Origin of the sequence: Mycobacterium sp. SMC-13, assembly GCF_045311035.1 — a bacterium.
GTDB lineage: Bacteria > Actinomycetota > Actinomycetes > Mycobacteriales > Mycobacteriaceae > Mycobacterium.
The window spans coordinates 45,193-61,202 of record NZ_JBJIAI010000018.1 but is presented as its reverse complement, the minus strand read 5'-3'; the positions used below and the strand labels follow the sequence as shown (position 1 = coordinate 61,202).

Below are 16,010 nucleotides of genomic sequence, written 5' to 3'. Positions count from 1 at the left end.
CGACACCCTGATTTGCGGGGCCCCAACCCAACGCAGGAGAGCCCGCAGTTCATCCCTGATGCTTAGTTGCCCTACGTATGCGGTACGTCACACCGCGCGGCGGAATCGCAGCTCCCCCGTTCGGCTTATACCAGGCAACTGGTACTTCCAAGGGACGGGGAAAACAACATGAGCGCCATTCGTAACGCGGCCGGCAAGGTGGCACTGACCGCCGTGGCCGCCTTCACGATCATCGCCGGCGCCATCGCCGGCCCGGTCGCCACGGCCAACGCCGCCGACGACTCCTGTGCCAACGTCGAAGTGGTCTTCGCCCGCGGCACTTTCGAAAGCCCTGGCGTCGGTGCCACCGGCCAAGCCTTCGTCGACGCACTGAACGCCCGGATGCCCGGACGCAACATCGACGCCTACGGCGTGAACTACCCGGCCTCTCTGGACTTCGGCGCAGCCGCCGACGGCGTCGCCGACGCCACCAACCGCATCGAGTCCATCGCCGCCTCGTGCCCCGCCACCAAGATCGTCATCGGTGGTTACTCGCAGGGCGCGGCCGTCGCCGGCTACAGCACGATGAGCAGCGTCCCCGCCGGATTCGTCCTGCCCGCCGGCATCTCCGGCCCGATGCCCGCCTCGGTCGCCTCGCACGTCGCCGCCGTCGTCCTGTTCGGCACCCCGAGCCCGTTCGTGCTGAGCGTCGCCGACCGCAGCGCCCCCGCCATCAACATCGGCAGCGCCTACGCCGGCAAGACCATCCAGCTGTGCGCCCCCGGCGACCCGATCTGCGGTGGCGGCATGGACCGTTCGGCCCACAGCGCCTACAAGTTCAACGGCATGGCCAACCAGGCCGCGGACTTCGTCGCCCGCCAGCTGGGTGCGCCCGCTGCTCCGGCCGCGCCGATGGTCCAGGCGTCGGACGACACAGCCAACTGAATCACCCCCCTGCCGACGGCCGGAAGTCAGTCTCACGAGGACTGGTTCCGGCCGTCGGTCTGTCATGACACCGTTCGGGCTCCTCTGCGACCTTCACTCCGCCCCGTGATCGAACTATGGTGAGGTAGTCATATCTCGATAAGCCGAGACAATCAGGGGTGATCAGTAATGAAGGTTTCCACCAAGAACGTGTCGACCTGTGGCTGTCAGTGCAACGCCTGCCGCGACGGACACCACTGCCACAACCGCCCGAACTGCAAGGTCTAGCCAGAAATCTCGACCGCCGACCGTGGGGGTTGGCGAGGGATTTTCTGCGATTTTCCGCGTGAACCCCCACGCTCGAGGTCAGACCGACAGCGCGATGCCGTCCAGGATGTCGTGCTCGCTGACCACCAATTCCGTGATCCCCGCCCGCTGACCGAATTCGCGGGCCAATTCCTCGACGACGACCGATCCGCCACCGATCACCGGAACCCGGCCCGGGTGCATGGGGCCGAGTTCGGCGCGTTGCGCCCGCGGCATCGCGATCAGCTCGTCGCACACCTTGACCACATCCGGAATTCCGATGCGGGACAGATGAATCACCTCGGAGTCGTACTCCGGTAGCCCCAGCGCCAGGGCGGCAACCGTGGTGAACGTGCCGGCCACACCGACCCACGTCCGGGCACCCTCAATGGGCACGACGCTCAAAGCCTCGGCCAGCTTCTCGCGCACCACGGCACGCGCGGCCGCGACCTCATCGGCAGTGGGCGGGTCGGTCTGCAGGCAGCGCTCGGTGAGTCGGACGCAGCCGATGTTGGCCGAGAAGCTCGCGACCACATCCGCAACCGCGGCACCGGAACCGCCGAGCACCACCTCGGTCGAGCCGCCACCCAGGTCGACGACAACGAAAGGCCCTGTGGCCGGGTCCAATTCGCCGACGGCGCCGCGAAACGACAACGCGGCTTCCTCGGTCCCGGTGATGACTTCCGCGACGGCACCCGGCATCACGCGGCCCAGTTGCCTTGCCGTCATGGCGAAGAACTCGTCGCGGTTGCCGGCGTCGCGGGCCGCAGAGGTCGCGACCATCCGCACCTTGGACACGTCGTGCGCGAGCATCACCTCGACGTAGTCGGCCAACGCAGCTTCGGTCCGGGCGAGCGCGGCGGGCGCGAATTCGCCTGTGGCGTCGACACCTTCACCGAGGGTGACGATCCGCATCTCGCGGTGCACGTCCTGCAACCGGCCGTCGACGACGTCCGCGATGAGAAGTCTGACGGAATTGGTGCCACAGTCCACCGCGGCGACCCGCCGCACGCCGTCAACAGCAGCGACGCGCGAACTCACACCCACACCTTCGGATCCAGAATTCCGGCCATCGCCGGTTCAACTGCCAACAACGCCAATGCCTCGTCACCGAAGGGGTTGAGGCCCGGGCCTTTTGCGAGCGAATGCGCCATCACGACGTGCAGGCACTTGACCCGGTCGGGCATCCCGCCGCCGGAGAACGTCGTGCCCAGCGACTCGATGGCGTCCCGCTCGGCCAGGAACGACTCGTGCGCGCGCCGATACGCCGCCGCCAGCTCCTCGGAGGCCTGCAGCCGTTCGGTCATCTCGCGCATGAGACCCGACGACTCGAGCCGGCTGGCCGCGGCCGTCAGCGCCGGATGGGTCAGGTAATACAAAGTGGGAAAAGGGGTTCCGTCGGGCAGTCGCGGCGCGGTCTTCACCACACCGGGCTCGCCGTTGGGGCAGCGGTAGGCGATCTCCAGGACACCACGCGGCTCCCGCCCCAGCTGGGCCGCAACGGCTTCGAGATCAGCAGCGTCAACCACCGGGCGGCGCCTGAGGTGCGGGCAGATCGGTCGGAGGCACGTCACCATCGGGGGTGACCCCGTCGGGACCGGGCGCGACGACGGCAGGCGCCGGCGTGAGCCCGTGCGGCTGATCGGCGATGGTGTGCCACAGCGCGGTGTACCAGGGCTGGTTGCTCTTGGCGGTGGGCGACGGCGCGGGCGCGACGGGGGTCGTGACGGCGCCGGGAGGCAGTTGCACCTGATACGGGATGTCACCCGGCATCACGAAGCCCAACCGCTCACGAGCCTGCGCGGCGATGTACACCGGGTCGGCCAGCTTCACCTTCTGCTGCTCCAAATTGGCTATCTGCGAACGTAATTGGGACTCGGCGGTGGCCAGCTGCTGCATCTCGGTGCGCTGCGCGAAGAACGTCCGCACCGGCCCGGCGATGGTCAGGGTCAGCACGCACACCACGACGGCGAGGATCGCCGCGCGCCGCGCCGCCGACCCCAGCCGCTGCTCGGCATGGTGCTCGACCGACTCCGCATAGGCCTGCCGGATGGGCTCGGTGACCGGAGCCGGCAGGTTCTCCGGAACGCGCCGCGGCTCCGCCTTGGGGCGGTTACCCGCCTTGGCCGCCGACGTGCCGGCCCCGGCACGCCCCCGCTTCGCCTCGCCGGGTTTGGCGGGGCGAGAGGCGGGGGAACGCCGTTTGGGATCGGGCATGTCGGTAGGTCAGACCCGCGAAACTACTTGGCTTCCAACGCGAAACGCGGGAACGCCAGGTCGCCGGCGTAGCGCGCGGCGTCACCCAGGGTCTCCTCGATGCGGAGCAGCTGGTTGTACTTGGCGACGCGCTCGCTGCGGGCCGGGGCACCGGTCTTGATCTGGCCACAGCTGCACGCGACGGCCAGGTCGGCGATGGTGGTGTCCTCGGTCTCGCCACTGCGGTGGCTCATCATCGACTTGTAGCCGGCGGCGTGCGCCAGGGCGACGGCGTCCAAGGTCTCGGTGAGCGTGCCGATCTGGTTGACCTTCACCAGCAGCGCGTTGGCGGCGCCCTTCTCGATGCCCTCTTCCAGACGCTCCGGGTTGGTGACGAACAGGTCGTCGCCGACGAGCTGCACGCGGTCACCGATGGCGGTGGTCAGCGCGACCCAGCCGTCCCAGTCGTCCTCGGACAGCGGGTCTTCGATGGACACCAGCGGGAACGCATCGAGCAGTGAGGCGTAGAACTCGGCCATCTGCTCGGCGGTGCGGGTCTGCTTCTCGAAGGCGTAACCCGTTCCGTCCGTGTAGAACTCGGTGGCCGCGACGTCCAGGGCCAGCGCCACGTCACTGCCCAGCTTGAGGCCGGTGGCGTCGATGGCGGTGCTGATCAGTTCGAGCGCGGCGTGCGTGCCGGCGACGTCGGGAGCGAAACCGCCCTCGTCACCCAGACCCGTCGACAGCCCCTGCTTCTTGAGCACCGACTTGAGCGAGTGGTAGACCTCGGCGCCCCAGCGCAGCGACTCCTTGAAGGTCGGCGCACCGATGGGGGCGACCATGAACTCCTGGACGTCGACGCCGGTGTCGGCGTGCGCGCCACCGTTGAGGATGTTCATCATCGGCACCGGCAGGATGTGGGCGTTCGGGCCACCGATGTAGCGGAACAGCGGCAGGCCGGCGGAGTCGGCAGCGGCCTTGGCCACGGCCAGCGAGATGCCGAGGATGGCGTTGGCGCCCAGGCGCGACTTGTCCGGGGTGCCGTCCAGGTCCAGCAACGCCTGGTCGATGATGCGCTGGTCGTCGGCCGCCTGGCCGATGACCGCGGGCGCGATCTCGTCGAGCACGGCCTCGACAGCCTTCTCGACACCCTTGCCGAGGTAACGGGCGCCGCCGTCGCGCAGCTCGACAGCCTCGTGCTCACCGGTCGACGCACCCGACGGCACCGCCGCGCGAGCGAAGGTTCCATCGGTCAGAGCGACCTCGACCTCGACCGTCGGATTTCCCCGAGAGTCGAGAATCTCGCGGGCTCCGACCTGTTCGATGATTGGCACTTGGGTCTCCCTTTGGCGTCACGGACTCGTGCGAACGCCCATCAGCCTAAACGGTGCCAGGGTGTGAAGTGCGTCAGCTACCGGTAGCTATTCGCAGACCTATCTCTGGTGCCCGTTCGCGTACGCCGTCGCCCAGTCCCGCACGGCGCGGGCGTAGTCGTCGGACAGGTTGTAGGCGTGCAGCGCGTCCATCCAGCCGTGCGGGCTGGACAGATCCTTGCCGCGGTAACAGAGGTAACCCGCCGCCGACAGCGCGGCGTCGTCGATGTTGTCGGGGCTGGCGAAACCGGTGTTGTTGGCGTCAACGCCGTACAACCGCCAGGTGTCCGGGATGAACTGCATGGGCCCCATGGCGCGGTCGACGGCGTCGTCGCTGTCCATGCTGCCCGAGTCGGAGTCCGGAATCCGCAGATTGTTCATGGTGCCGTCGAGTGGCACACCGCGGATCGGGGGCGTGACGTCGCCGTTCGGGGCGATGGTCGCGCCGCGGTAGGTGCCGTGATGGCTCTCGACCATGCCGATGCCGGCGAGCGTCGTCCACGCGATGTGGCACTTGGGGTTCTCGACCTCGGCCACGCGCGCGGCGTACCCGTAGGCCTCCAGCGCCATGACCGGAATGCCGAGAGGCGGTGCCAGATGCTCGGCCCAGTCATGCAGCTGGTCCGCGCCCCGACCCTTCACATGAGTGTTGATCGGGGGCACGGCGGGCCCGGGTGGCGGCGGCACTCCGCGCAGGTAGCCGGGCTGAAATGAGCAGCTCGAGGCCATCAGGAGCGCCGTCGCGGCGACAACAGCGCTCGCCCGCAGCCATCGCGCTCGCAACACCGGTACTCCCCTATACCCAGAGATTTCGACGGATTCGTCGTCCCGTCATCGTCGCATGCCGGGCTGAGCGCACCCCGAAGCGCAAGCTTTCCGGCACGAAGGTACGACGGTCGCCCATCCGCTGATAAGGTTGGCTTGCCTTCCTTTGGCAAGGCAAACCTGTGTTGCCGTTTAGTCTATCTAAGGATTGCGGATGACCACCACTTTCGCGGTCTCGACATCGCTGGTCGCCGCCGGCCCCGGCGTTTCCTCACAGCTATTTGGCAGCTTGCTGATCGGGCTTCGCGAAGGCCTGGAAACTGCGATCGTCGTCACCATCCTCATCGCCTTCCTCGTGAAATCCGACCGCCGCGACGCCCTCAAGTGGGTCTGGCTCGGCGTCGCCGCAGCCATCGCGATGACCATCGGTGTGTTCCTGACGATCCAGCTCAGCGAGAACACCATCTCCGGCCTGGCCGCCGAGGCCATCGCCGGCGTCGCCTCCCTGGTGGCGGTGATCATCGTGACGACCATGGTGCTGTGGATGCGCAAAGCCGCGGCCACCATCTCCGGCGAGCTGCGCAGCGACATGGCGCGCGCCCTGGAGACCGGCGGCATGGCCGTCGCCACGCTCGCGTTCCTGGCCGTCGGCCGCGAGGGCGTCGAAACGGCGCTGTTCATGGTCGGCTACGCCAACGCGTCCACCGCCTGGCCGCTGGCCGGACTCGTGATCGGTCTGCTCATCGCCGTCGTCGTCGCGTACGGCATGTACGCCGGCGCGGTGCGGATCAACCTGGCCAAGTTCTTCAAGTACACCGGCGCGTTCCTCGTCGTCGTCGCCGCGGGCATCCTGTCGTACGCCATCCACGCGCTGCAGACCGTCGGCTGGCTGCCCGGGCTGGGCGCCAAGGCCTTCGACATGACCGGCGCCTTCAACTGGTCGTCGTGGTACGGCCAGGTGATCCAGGGCGTCTTCAACATCAGCCCCGCCCCCTCGATCCTGCAGTTCGTCTGCTGGCTGGCGTACCTCGTGGTCGTCCTGACGCTGTTCCTGCGACCCGTCGCAGCCAAACCCGCCCCTGCTGCCACCCTCGAAAGGTCCGCCAAGTGAATCTCGCTGCCCTGAACGTCAAGACCGGCGTAGCTGCATCGGTAGCCCTGCTCGCCGGCCTGACCGCGGTCTCCGCGTGCTCGTCCAAGACGGACGAGAACAAGTCCGCCTCCGGCGAGATCACCGTGACCGCGACCGATGATGCCTGCAAGCTGTCGGCAACGTCGGCCAAGACGGGCCCGAGCACCTTCGTCGTCACCAACAACGGCACCAAGGTCACCGAGTTCTACGTCTACGGCCCCGGCGACAAGGTCATGGGCGAGATCGAGAACGTCTCCCCCGGCCTGCAGCGCAAGCTGATCGTGCAGCTGCCCGAAGCCGGCACCTACAAGACCGCGTGCAAGCCCGGCATGGTCGGCGACGGCATCCGCGGCGACTTCACCGTCACCGGCGACACCGTCAAGATCGACGACACCGGCAAGTTCAAGGAAGCCGCGGACTTCTACAAGAAGTACGTCGTCGAGCAGACCACCGCGCTGGTGCCCGCGACCGAGGCCTTCGCCGCCGCCGTGAAGAAGGGTGACGTCGCCGGCGCCAAGGCGCAGTACCCGAAGGCCCGCACCTTCTACGAGCGCATCGAGCCGGTCGCCGAGTCGTTCCCCGACGACCTGGACCCGCGGATCGACCTGCGTGAAGCCGACGTCAAGCCGGGCGACAAGTGGACCGGCTTCCACGTGCTGGAGAAGCAGCTGTGGGTCACCGGACTGCAGCCCGACGCCAATGCCCTGGCCGACCAGCTGGTCGCCGACGTCAAGGAGCTCGACGCGGGCGTCAAGGATCCGAAGTGGACCATCGACTCCACCAAGATCGCCGGCGGCGCGCAGGAGCTGCTGGACGAGATCGCCAAGACCAAGATCACGGGTGAAGAAGACATTTTCAGCCACACCGACCTCTGGGACATCCAGGCCAACATCGAGGGCTCGCGCACCGCGGTCGGCTCGGTCGACCCGATCCTCGACGAGCGCAACCCGCAGCTGGGCAAGGACGTCGAGGCGGCCTTCGACAACGTCCAGAAGCTGCTGGACAAGTGGCGCCAGGGCGACGGCTTCATCTCCTACGACAAGGTGACCGAGCCTGAGCGGCAAGAACTTTCGCGCGCCGTCGACGCTTTGAGCAAGGAGGTCAGCGAGGTGCAGGGTGTCGTCGCCAAGCAGTGAGCCCAAGCCCACTGAGCCGGCCGTGACCGAGTCCGGTGGGCTCAGCCGGCGCAAGCTCTTCGGCGCCGCCGGGGTGACGGCTGCCGTCGTCGGCGCCGCCGCCACCGGTGCGCTGGCCGGCCGCTCCTCCGCGGCCGTCGTCGAGGACACCCTGGGTAGGCCGGTGCCGTTCCGCGGCACCCACCAGGCGGGCATCGTCACCGCGGCGCAGGACCGCATGCACTTCGCCACCTTCGACGTTACGACGGACAAGAAGGCCGACGTCGTGGCAATGCTGAAGAAGTGGACCGAGATGGCCGAGCGCATGACGCTCGGCGAGGAGGCCGTCGCCCACGGGGCCATCGGGCTCAATCCGTACGCCCCGCCGGCGGATACCGGTGAGGCCCTTGGCCTTTCGCCCTCTGCGTTGACCCTCACCATCGGCTTCGGCCCCACGTTCTTCCGCAAGGACGGCAAGGACCGGTTCGGCATCGACGGGCAGCGGCCGGCGCATCTGGTCGACCTGCCCAAGTTCCGCAACGAGACGCTCGACCCGAAGCGGTGCGGCGGCGACATCGTCGTGCAGGCCTGCGCCAACGACCCGCAGGTCGCCGTGCACGCCATCCGCAACCTCGCCCGCGTCGGCTTTGGCACGGTCGCGGTGCGGTACTCGCAGCTGGGGTTCGGCCGCACGTCGTCGACCACGCGAAATCAGTCCACACCGCGAAACCTGTTCGGGTTCAAGGACGGAACCAACAATCTCAAGGCCGAGGACACGTCGGCCATCGACAAGCACGTCTGGGTCGCCAGTGGCGACGGGCCGGCCTGGATGACGGGCGGTTCGTATCTGATCAGCCGGCGCATCCGGATGCTCATCGAATCGTGGGACCGCACCGTGCTGGCGGAGCAGGAGCGGGTGATCGGCCGGCAGAAGGGCAGCGGCGCACCCAACGGGTACACCGACGAATTCACCCCGCTCGACTTCGAGAGCAAGGGCGCCGACGGCGCGCCGCTGATCGACGTCGACTCGCATGTGCGCTTGGCCTCGCCCGAAGCCAACAACGGCGCCCAGATTCTGCGCCGCGGCTACAACTTCACCGACGGCTCAGACGGTTTCGGCCACCTGGATGCGGGTCTGTTCTTCATCGCGTTCGTCCGCAACCCGGCCGAATCGTTCATCCCGATGCAGACCAAGTTGTCCGACAACGACGCCCTGAACGAATACATCACGCACACCGGCAGCGGCATCTTCGCCTGCCCGCCGGGTGTGCGTGATGGTTCGTCGGACTACTGGGGATCGACGCTGCTCGGCTGAGTGTCGGGCTGCTCGGCGGTGCGGTAGCGGTTGTAGAACGCGAACGACGCGAGCGCTGCCGCCGCACCGATGACACCCCACAGGGCGATCTGGAAGACCAGCGAGCCGAACAGGAAGTCGTAGGTCATGGTCAGGTACAGCGACCAGGCGACACGGTAGCCCGACCAGAAGGCCAGCAGGCCGGTGCTGATCGCGATGATCAGGCTCTGCTGACGATCGAAGCGGTTGACGTGCTGTTCGATGGCGGCGGGGAGCTTCATGGTGATTCCTTCCTCAGGTGTCTCGGACGCTCGTTGTCGGCGTCGTTGGAGCAATCACACCGGGGCCCGCCGGCTACCGATCCCAAGTTCGTGAGGCACGCGTGCTGTGTCAGCCGGCGCGCTCGAACGTAACGGGGTGGCGGTAAACCGGCCCGAAAATCACCGTGGCATTGCGTTCAAGCGGTACGGCGCCGTCGCATCACGCGAGACTGACCTGACGGCGGAAATCCAGCTCGAAAATCACCCTGCGGTCAGGCTCGCCGAAGCTCGCGTGGCAACGGGAGTGACGAATGTGCCGACTCGTCAGTCCGCGCCGCCGACGGTGTTGCGCCAGCGCAGCGGCGGGGCCCCGAACCGCCGGCTGAATGCCCGGCTGAAACCGGCTTCGGAGGAATAGCCCACTGCCGCGGCGATCGCAGCGACCGACGCGGTATCCGTCCGCAACAACTGCGCCGCCCGGTCGAGCCGGCGGTCGATGAGGTAGCCGGCGGGCGGACACCCCAGCAGCCGGGTGAACCGATCGGCGAACGCGGTCCGCGACAGGTTGGCCATCTGAGCCAGTTCGGCGACCGACCACGGCCGCGCCAAATCCTGGTGAACGGCCGAAAGCACTTGACCCAGTACCGGATCCAACGCGGCAGTCAGCCAGCCCGACGGCGCGGCCGTGTCGCGCGACCAGGCCCTCAAGGTGTGGATGAACAGCAGGTCCAGGATGCGCGAGATCATCACCGCCGAGCCGGGCCGCGGCGCCGCGACCTCTGCCACCAGCAGCCGCAGACTGACCTCCAGCCACTCCCGATCCACCCCGCCACCGGGCACCATGATGGCCGGGGGCAGCACCGACAACAGCGGATCGGCGACGGCGTCGTCGACCGCGAACGTCCCGGTCACCCAGCGCGGCGAATCATGTTGCGGGAGTTCATCTTCGTCGGTGTAGCGGTCAGCGTCGACGATCTCGCGGACCGGTACGTCGGGCCCCGCCTGCAGCTGGTGCCGGTCACCGCGGGCCAGGAGCACCAGGTCGCCACCGCGCAGCGTGATCGCCGGACCGCCGCCGCGCACCCGGAGCCGGACGTCGCCGTGCTCGACGATGTGCAGGAGGCGTTGCCCCGGCATCGCGATGGTGAACGGCACGCAGCGGGGCGCATAACGGGCGACGTGCTGACCGCGCAGGCGCACGGTGTCGAGGATCTCGGAGAACGCATCGGACACAGGTGGCGGTGAATCGGCAAAGTTTGGCGCCTGATCAGTCATTGAACTTGCCTCATCGTCCAAATACTGTCACCGCATGACCGAAAAACCAACAGTCGTCCTGGTCCACGGATTCTGGGGCGGTGCCGCCCACTGGGCCAACGTGATCGTCGAACTGAACCGGCGTGGCTACCCGTCGCTGCGCGCGGTGGAGAACCCGCTGACGTCGCTGGCCGACGATGCCGAGCGCACCCGCAAGATGGTCAGTCAGGTCGACGGTCCCGTCGTCCTGGTCGGGCACTCGTACGGCGGGGCCGTCATCACCGAAGCCGGAGACCTGCCCAATGTGAAGGCCCTGGTCTATATCGCGGCCTTCGCACCCGACGCCGGGGAGAGCCCCGGCGGGATCACCCAGGAGATGCCGCCCGCAGCGGCGGCCAACCTCGCACCCGATTCGGACGGCTACCTCTGGGTCCTCCAAGACAAGTTCCACGAGAGCTTCTGCCAGGACCTGTCGCCCGATGACGCGCTCGTCATGGCCGTCACCCAAAAGGCCCCGCTGGCATCGACTTTCGGTGACACGGTGACGGTGCCGGCCTGGCGGGTCAAGCCGTCGTGGTATCAGGTGTCCACACAGGACCGCATGATCCACCCCGACAACGAACGCCGCATGGCGGAGCGCATGAACCCGCGCAAGATCATCGAACTGGACGCCAGCCACGCGTCGCTGGCTTCACAGGCGGCGGCCGTGGCCGACCTGATCGACGAGGCTGCGACTCAGTCGACCTGAACCGGCCAGTGCTCCCGCCACTCATCCTCTGACACAGCACCCAGCGGTGCCGCGTCCAACTCCACCGCCACTTCGTCGCCGCGGCGGGCGGCGACGATGCGGCGCTCGGCCTCCCGCACGGTATCGATGAATTCGAGAGCCACTGTGCGCAAGGCACTCTCGGCGTCGAAGTCAGGTGCCAGGGTCACCGAGGTGAGTCCGGCCGGAAGCAGATCGGACGGCAGACCGGCCGTGCCGGCCCGTTCGATCAGCTTCTGCGCCAGGGCCAGCGCCGGCAGTGCCGTCGGCACCTCGTCCATGCACGACGTCCGCGCAGCCTTCTCGAGTGCTTTGCGCTCCTCCCACTGCGCAATCTGGTCTTCCAGCGAAATCTCTTGTCCGGCAAGCACTGCCGGTACGCGATTGCCGAGCTTTCGGATCAGGGTGTCGGCCACGTCGTCGATGCCGAACGGGTGCAGGGGCGCGTCTTCGGCAATGCGGGCGTGAAACAGCACCTGCAGCAACACATCCCCGAGTTCCTCGCGGACGTCGTCGGCGTTGCCGCCCCGCACCGCGTCGAACAGCTCGTAGGTCTCCTCCAGCAGATACCGGCGCAGCGAGTCGTGCGTCTGCTCGCTCTCCCAAGGGCCGTTGGTGCGCAGCTTGTCCATCATCGTGACGGCGTCGATGAGCCGCTCGCCCGGCTGCGAACTGTCCGCCGCGATCAGCTTCTCACCGGCCGCGAGCCGCGCCCGCACCTGCGGATGCTCCGGATCGGACGACAACAGCACGGGCGCCGGATTGTCGGCGTCGCCGTAGGCCGGCCGGCCCGACGGCAACGACCACGGCACCTTGACCGGCAGTTCCTCGGTGTACTGCACGTCGCCGGTGAGCAGCACGAGCGCGTCGATCGGCATCAGCGAGGGGCGGCGCGGATCGACCAGGACGACCGTCATGTGCGATCCGCCTCTCCCACCGCGCTACCTCCCAGGTCGGTGATATCAACTTCACCTGCCGCTTTCCCGTCGAGCACCAGCAGCAAACCCGCCACCGCACGGGCCAGCTCCAGGTCCCGGATACGCGGTGCCCCGACCCCGGCACCGGCCCGCGGAATCGGGATCTGCACCGTCGACGTGGTGGCCCGGTACGTCGCGCCGGGATACATCCGTTTCAGGCGCAGCTGCCCCGAGTCCATGAGCGTCAGGGGCGTCAGCCGGATGGTCGAGTCCGAGATCGCGCTGACCTCGGTGACGCCGTACTCGCGGCACAGCAGCCGCAGGCGCGCCACCGCGACGAGGCGCTGCGCGGGTTCGGGCAGTGGTCCGTAGCGGTCCACCAGCTCCTCGACCACCGACGCCACCGCCGCGTGGTCGGACGCCGCGGCCAGCCGGCGGTAGGCCTCGAGTCGCAGCCGGTCGCTGCCGATGTAGTCCGGCGGCAGGTGGGCATCGATCGGCAGGTCGACCCGCACCTCCTTCGGTTCCTCCACGGCCGCAATGGTTTTGCCGTCCACGGCGGCCCGGTAGGCCTCGACGGCCTCACCGACCAGCCGGACGTACAGGTCGAATCCAACGCCCGCGACGTGCCCGGACTGTTCGACACCGAGCACGTTGCCCGCACCACGGATCTCGAGGTCCTTCATCGCCACCGCCATACCGGCGCCCAGATCGTTGTTCTGGGCGATGGTCGCCAGCCGGTCGTGCGCGGTCTCGGTGAGCGGCACCTCGGGCGGGTACAGGAAATACGCGTAACCACGCTCACGGCTGCGGCCCACGCGGCCTCGCAGCTGGTGCAGCTGCGACAGGCCGAACGTGTCAGCGCGCTCCACGATCAGGGTGTTGGCGTTCGAAATGTCAAGGCCCGTCTCGACAATGGTGGTACAGACCAGGATGTCGTATTCGCGGTTCCAGAAGCCCTCGACGGTCTTCTCCAGCATTTCCTCGGGCATCTGCCCGTGCGCGACCACGACGCGCGCCTCGGGCACCAGCTGGCGTACCCGCGCGGCCGCGTTGTCGATCGACTTCACCCGGTTGTGGATGTAGAACGCCTGCCCGTCCCGCAGCAGCTCGCGTCGCAGCGCCGCGGCGACCTGCTTGTCGTCATGCGGCCCAACGTAAGTCAGCACCGGGAAGCGTTCCTCGGGCGGCGTCAGGATCGTCGACATCTCCCGGATGCCCGCGAGGCTCATCTCCAGCGTGCGCGGGATCGGGGTGGCGCTCATGGTCAGTACGTCGACGTGGGTGCGCATCGATTTGATGTGCTCCTTGTGCTCGACGCCGAACCGCTGTTCCTCGTCGACGATCACCAGACCCAGATCTTTCCACGTCACGCCGGTCGCCAGCAGCCGGTGCGTGCCGATCACCACGTCGACCGACCCGTCCTTCAAACCCTCGACCACCAAACGGGATTCGGCCGGATCGGTGAACCGGGACAGGCCCTTGACCGTCACCGGGAAGCCCGCCATGCGCGCGGTGAAGGTCTGCAGGTGCTGGTCGGCCAGCAGCGTCGTCGGCACCAGGACCGCGACCTGCTTGCCGTCCTGTACGGCCTTGAACGCCGCGCGGACCGCGATCTCGGTCTTGCCGTAGCCGACGTCGCCGCAGATGACCCGGTCCATCGGGACCGGCTTCTCCATGTCGGCCTTGACCTCGGTGATGGCGGTCAACTGGTCCATGGTCTCGGTGAAGCCGAACGCGTCTTCCATCTCGGCCTGCCACGGGGTGTCCGGCGCGAAGGCATGCCCCGGCGCGGACTGTCGCTTGGCGTACAGCGACACCAGCTCGCCGGCGATCTCGCGAACGGCCTTGCGCGCCTTGGTCTTCGTGTTGGTCCAGTCGCTGCCGCCGAGCCGGCTCAGCGTGGGCTCGGTGCCGCCGACGTAGCGGGACAGCTGGTCCAGTGAATCCATCGGCACGTACAGCCGGTCGGACCCACCGCCGCGTTTGGCCGACGCGTACTCGAGCACCAGGTACTCACGCCGGGCGCCCCCGACCACACGCTCGGTCATCTCGACGAACTTGCCGATGCCGTGCTGGTCGTGCACCACCAGGTCGCCGGCCGTCAACGCCAGCGGGTCGACGACGTTGCGCCGTTTGGCGGCAAGCCTTTTGCCCTCGGTGACCCCGGCCCGGTTACCCGTCAGGTCGGTCTCGGTGATGATCACGAGGTTGACGCCGGCCAGCACCAGACCGTCGTGCAGCGGGCCCTTGAGCACACCGACGACACCAGGCTTCGGCACCTCGCCGGGTTCCAACATCGTTGCGGCGACGTCGGATTCGCCGAGTTGCTCGACCACGCGGTGTGCGGTACCGGTGCCCGGCGTCACCACCGCGGCGAGCCCGCCGGTGGCGATGTGCGCCCGCAGCATCGCGAAAATCTCTTCGAGGCTCTGCTGGCTGCGCGCCGACGGCGCCGGCCGGATGTCGAGCTCCTGCGCCGACTCGTTGGCCAGCTGGCTCAGCGTCCACCACGGGTGGCCGCCGGCGGCCGCGGATTCACGGACCTCAACGAAGTCCCGGAAGCCCGAACCGCCGAGCTGCTCGATGTCGATCGGCGCGTCGCCACCCACGGCGGCCACCGACCACGAGGCCTCCAGGAACTCGCGGCCTGTCTTGATCAGGTCGGCCGCGCGGGTCCGCACCTTCTCCGGATCGCAGATCAGCAGCGGCGCACCGGCCGGGAGCCGGTCGGTGAGCAGCGCCAGTTCGCCGGGGCGCAACACCGGCAGCAGCGCCTCCATGCCGTCGACCGGAATGCCTTCGGCGAGCTTGGCCATCATGTCGGCGACGCTGCCGGTCACCTGGTTGTCGCTACTGGGCAGGCCCGCGCCGATCTCGGCGGCGCGTTCGCGGACGTCCGCGGTCAGCAGCAGTTCACGGCACGGCATCGCGATCACGGTGTCGACGGCGATCTCGGGAATGGACCGCTGGTCGGCCACCGAGAACATCCGCATCTCGGTGACCTCGTCGCCCCAGAACTCGACGCGCACGGGGTGCTCGGCAGTCGGGGTGAAAACGTCGAGAATGCCTCCGCGGACCGCGAATTCGCCGCGCTTGCCCACCATGTCGACGCGCGTGTAGGCCAGCTCGACCAGCCGCGCGACGGTGTCGTCGAAGTCGGCCTCGCCGCCGACGGTCAGCGTCACGGGTTCGGCGTCGGTCACCCCGCCGGCCAGCGGCTGCAGCAGCGACCGGGCCGTGGTGACCACCACGCGCAGCGGCGGACCGAGGCGGGCGTCATCAGGCAGCGCCAACCGGCGCAGCACCGTCAGCCGAGCACCCACGGTGTCCACGCCGGGCGAGAGCCGCTCGTGCGGCAGCGTCTCCCACGACGGGAACAACGCCACGGCGTCGCCGTGGACGGCCCGCAGTTCGGCGGTGAGATCGTCGGCCTCGCGACCGGTGGCCGTGACGACCAGCACCGGGCCCGCGGCGGCGAGCGCGGCCGCGACCGGGAGCCGTGCGCTGACCGGGCCCACCAGAGCCTGCTCGGCGACACCCTCAGCGGCCTGCCGCGTCAATTCCTGCAGGCCAGGATCGGTGAGTGCGAGTTGGACGAGCCCCGCCAACGGGGTTTGGATCGATTGCTGCCCCGGGGAGGTCATGATGCCTCTGATTGTAGTTCGCAGGACTTCGTCAATATTGGGCACCGTCCCGTCAAGGGATCGTCAACGCGGCGCTCAGCGG

The 16,010-nt window shown here is 68.2% G+C and carries 14 protein-coding genes; 5 read left to right on the top strand and 9 right to left on the bottom strand.

Annotation, left to right across the window (positions count from 1 at the left end; genetic code table 11):
- The first annotated feature begins 168 nt into the window (after positions 1-168).
- Positions 169-924 (top strand): cutinase family protein, encoded by a 756-nt coding sequence (locus tag ACJH6I_RS22955; protein ID WP_318986707.1) that lies wholly within the window; start codon positions 169-171, stop codon positions 922-924.
- A 345-nt stretch (positions 925-1,269) separates the two neighbouring features.
- Here ACJH6I_RS22955 and ACJH6I_RS22950 read toward each other — a convergent pair whose 3' ends face one another.
- The 5 genes from ACJH6I_RS22950 to ACJH6I_RS22930 all read right to left on the bottom strand — a co-directional run bounded on the left by ACJH6I_RS22950 (position 1,270) and on the right by ACJH6I_RS22930 (position 5,564).
- Entirely contained in the window at positions 1,270-2,250 is a 981-nt protein-coding gene (locus ACJH6I_RS22950) for a Ppx/GppA phosphatase family protein (protein ID WP_318986708.1), read from the bottom strand.
- Positions 2,247-2,738, bottom strand: a complete 492-nt coding sequence (locus ACJH6I_RS22945; protein ID WP_020099117.1) for a DUF501 domain-containing protein — start codon at positions 2,736-2,738, stop codon at positions 2,247-2,249. The genes ACJH6I_RS22950 and ACJH6I_RS22945 overlap by 4 nt, the downstream gene beginning before the upstream one ends.
- Positions 2,731-3,426, bottom strand: a complete 696-nt coding sequence (locus tag ACJH6I_RS22940; RefSeq protein WP_318986709.1) for a septum formation initiator family protein — start codon at positions 3,424-3,426, stop codon at positions 2,731-2,733. The genes ACJH6I_RS22945 and ACJH6I_RS22940 overlap by 8 nt, the downstream gene beginning before the upstream one ends.
- A gap of 23 nt (positions 3,427-3,449) precedes the next feature.
- On the bottom strand, positions 3,450-4,739 hold the full coding sequence (gene eno / locus ACJH6I_RS22935; protein ID WP_406784532.1) for a phosphopyruvate hydratase: 1,290 nt from the start codon (positions 4,737-4,739) through the stop codon (positions 3,450-3,452).
- Between the two features lie 99 nt (positions 4,740-4,838).
- The gene (locus ACJH6I_RS22930) at positions 4,839-5,564 is read right to left on the bottom strand and encodes a lytic transglycosylase domain-containing protein (protein WP_226520764.1); all 726 of its coding nucleotides are present in this window, start codon (positions 5,562-5,564) and stop codon (positions 4,839-4,841) included.
- Between the two features lie 193 nt (positions 5,565-5,757).
- Here ACJH6I_RS22930 and efeU point away from each other — a divergent pair, with 193 nt between their 5' ends.
- Genes efeU through efeB form a run of 3 tightly spaced genes read left to right on the top strand, consistent with a single transcriptional unit; the run spans position 5,758 to position 9,105 of the window.
- Positions 5,758-6,654: an iron uptake transporter permease EfeU gene (gene efeU, locus ACJH6I_RS22925; protein ID WP_212812868.1), complete on the top strand. Its 897-nt coding sequence runs from the start codon at positions 5,758-5,760 to the stop codon at positions 6,652-6,654.
- Positions 6,651-7,811 carry an iron uptake system protein EfeO gene (gene efeO / locus ACJH6I_RS22920; protein WP_318986713.1) on the top strand — a complete coding sequence of 387 codons (1,161 nt, stop codon included), beginning with the start codon at positions 6,651-6,653 and terminating at the stop codon, positions 7,809-7,811. Before efeU ends, efeO begins: the two co-directional genes overlap by 4 nt.
- Positions 7,792-9,105, top strand: a complete 1,314-nt coding sequence (efeB, locus tag ACJH6I_RS22915) for an iron uptake transporter deferrochelatase/peroxidase subunit (protein ID WP_318986714.1) — start codon at positions 7,792-7,794, stop codon at positions 9,103-9,105. The genes efeO and efeB overlap by 20 nt, the downstream gene beginning before the upstream one ends.
- Here the strand turns inward: efeB and ACJH6I_RS22910 are convergent.
- Complete coding sequence (locus ACJH6I_RS22910) at positions 9,078-9,365, bottom strand: hypothetical protein (protein ID WP_318986715.1); 288 nt, start codon at positions 9,363-9,365, stop codon at positions 9,078-9,080. The two genes, efeB and ACJH6I_RS22910, sit on opposite strands and share 28 nt — an antisense overlap.
- A gap of 303 nt (positions 9,366-9,668) precedes the next feature.
- Positions 9,669-10,619: a cupin domain-containing protein gene (locus ACJH6I_RS22905; protein ID WP_406784531.1), complete on the bottom strand. Its 951-nt coding sequence runs from the start codon at positions 10,617-10,619 to the stop codon at positions 9,669-9,671.
- A gap of 34 nt (positions 10,620-10,653) precedes the next feature.
- On the opposite strand from ACJH6I_RS22905, the gene ACJH6I_RS22900 reads away from it, so the two are divergent.
- Positions 10,654-11,346 carry an alpha/beta hydrolase gene (locus ACJH6I_RS22900; protein ID WP_318986717.1) on the top strand — a complete coding sequence of 231 codons (693 nt, stop codon included), beginning with the start codon at positions 10,654-10,656 and terminating at the stop codon, positions 11,344-11,346.
- On the opposite strand, the gene ACJH6I_RS22895 is transcribed toward ACJH6I_RS22900, so the two are convergent.
- Positions 11,334-12,281 carry a nucleoside triphosphate pyrophosphohydrolase gene (locus tag ACJH6I_RS22895; protein WP_318986718.1) on the bottom strand — a complete coding sequence of 316 codons (948 nt, stop codon included), beginning with the start codon at positions 12,279-12,281 and terminating at the stop codon, positions 11,334-11,336. The genes ACJH6I_RS22900 and ACJH6I_RS22895 overlap by 13 nt on opposite strands.
- The gene (mfd, locus tag ACJH6I_RS22890) at positions 12,278-15,928 is read right to left on the bottom strand and encodes a transcription-repair coupling factor (protein WP_318986719.1); all 3,651 of its coding nucleotides are present in this window, start codon (positions 15,926-15,928) and stop codon (positions 12,278-12,280) included. The genes ACJH6I_RS22895 and mfd overlap by 4 nt, the downstream gene beginning before the upstream one ends.
- Positions 15,929-16,010: the final 82 nt, after the last annotated feature.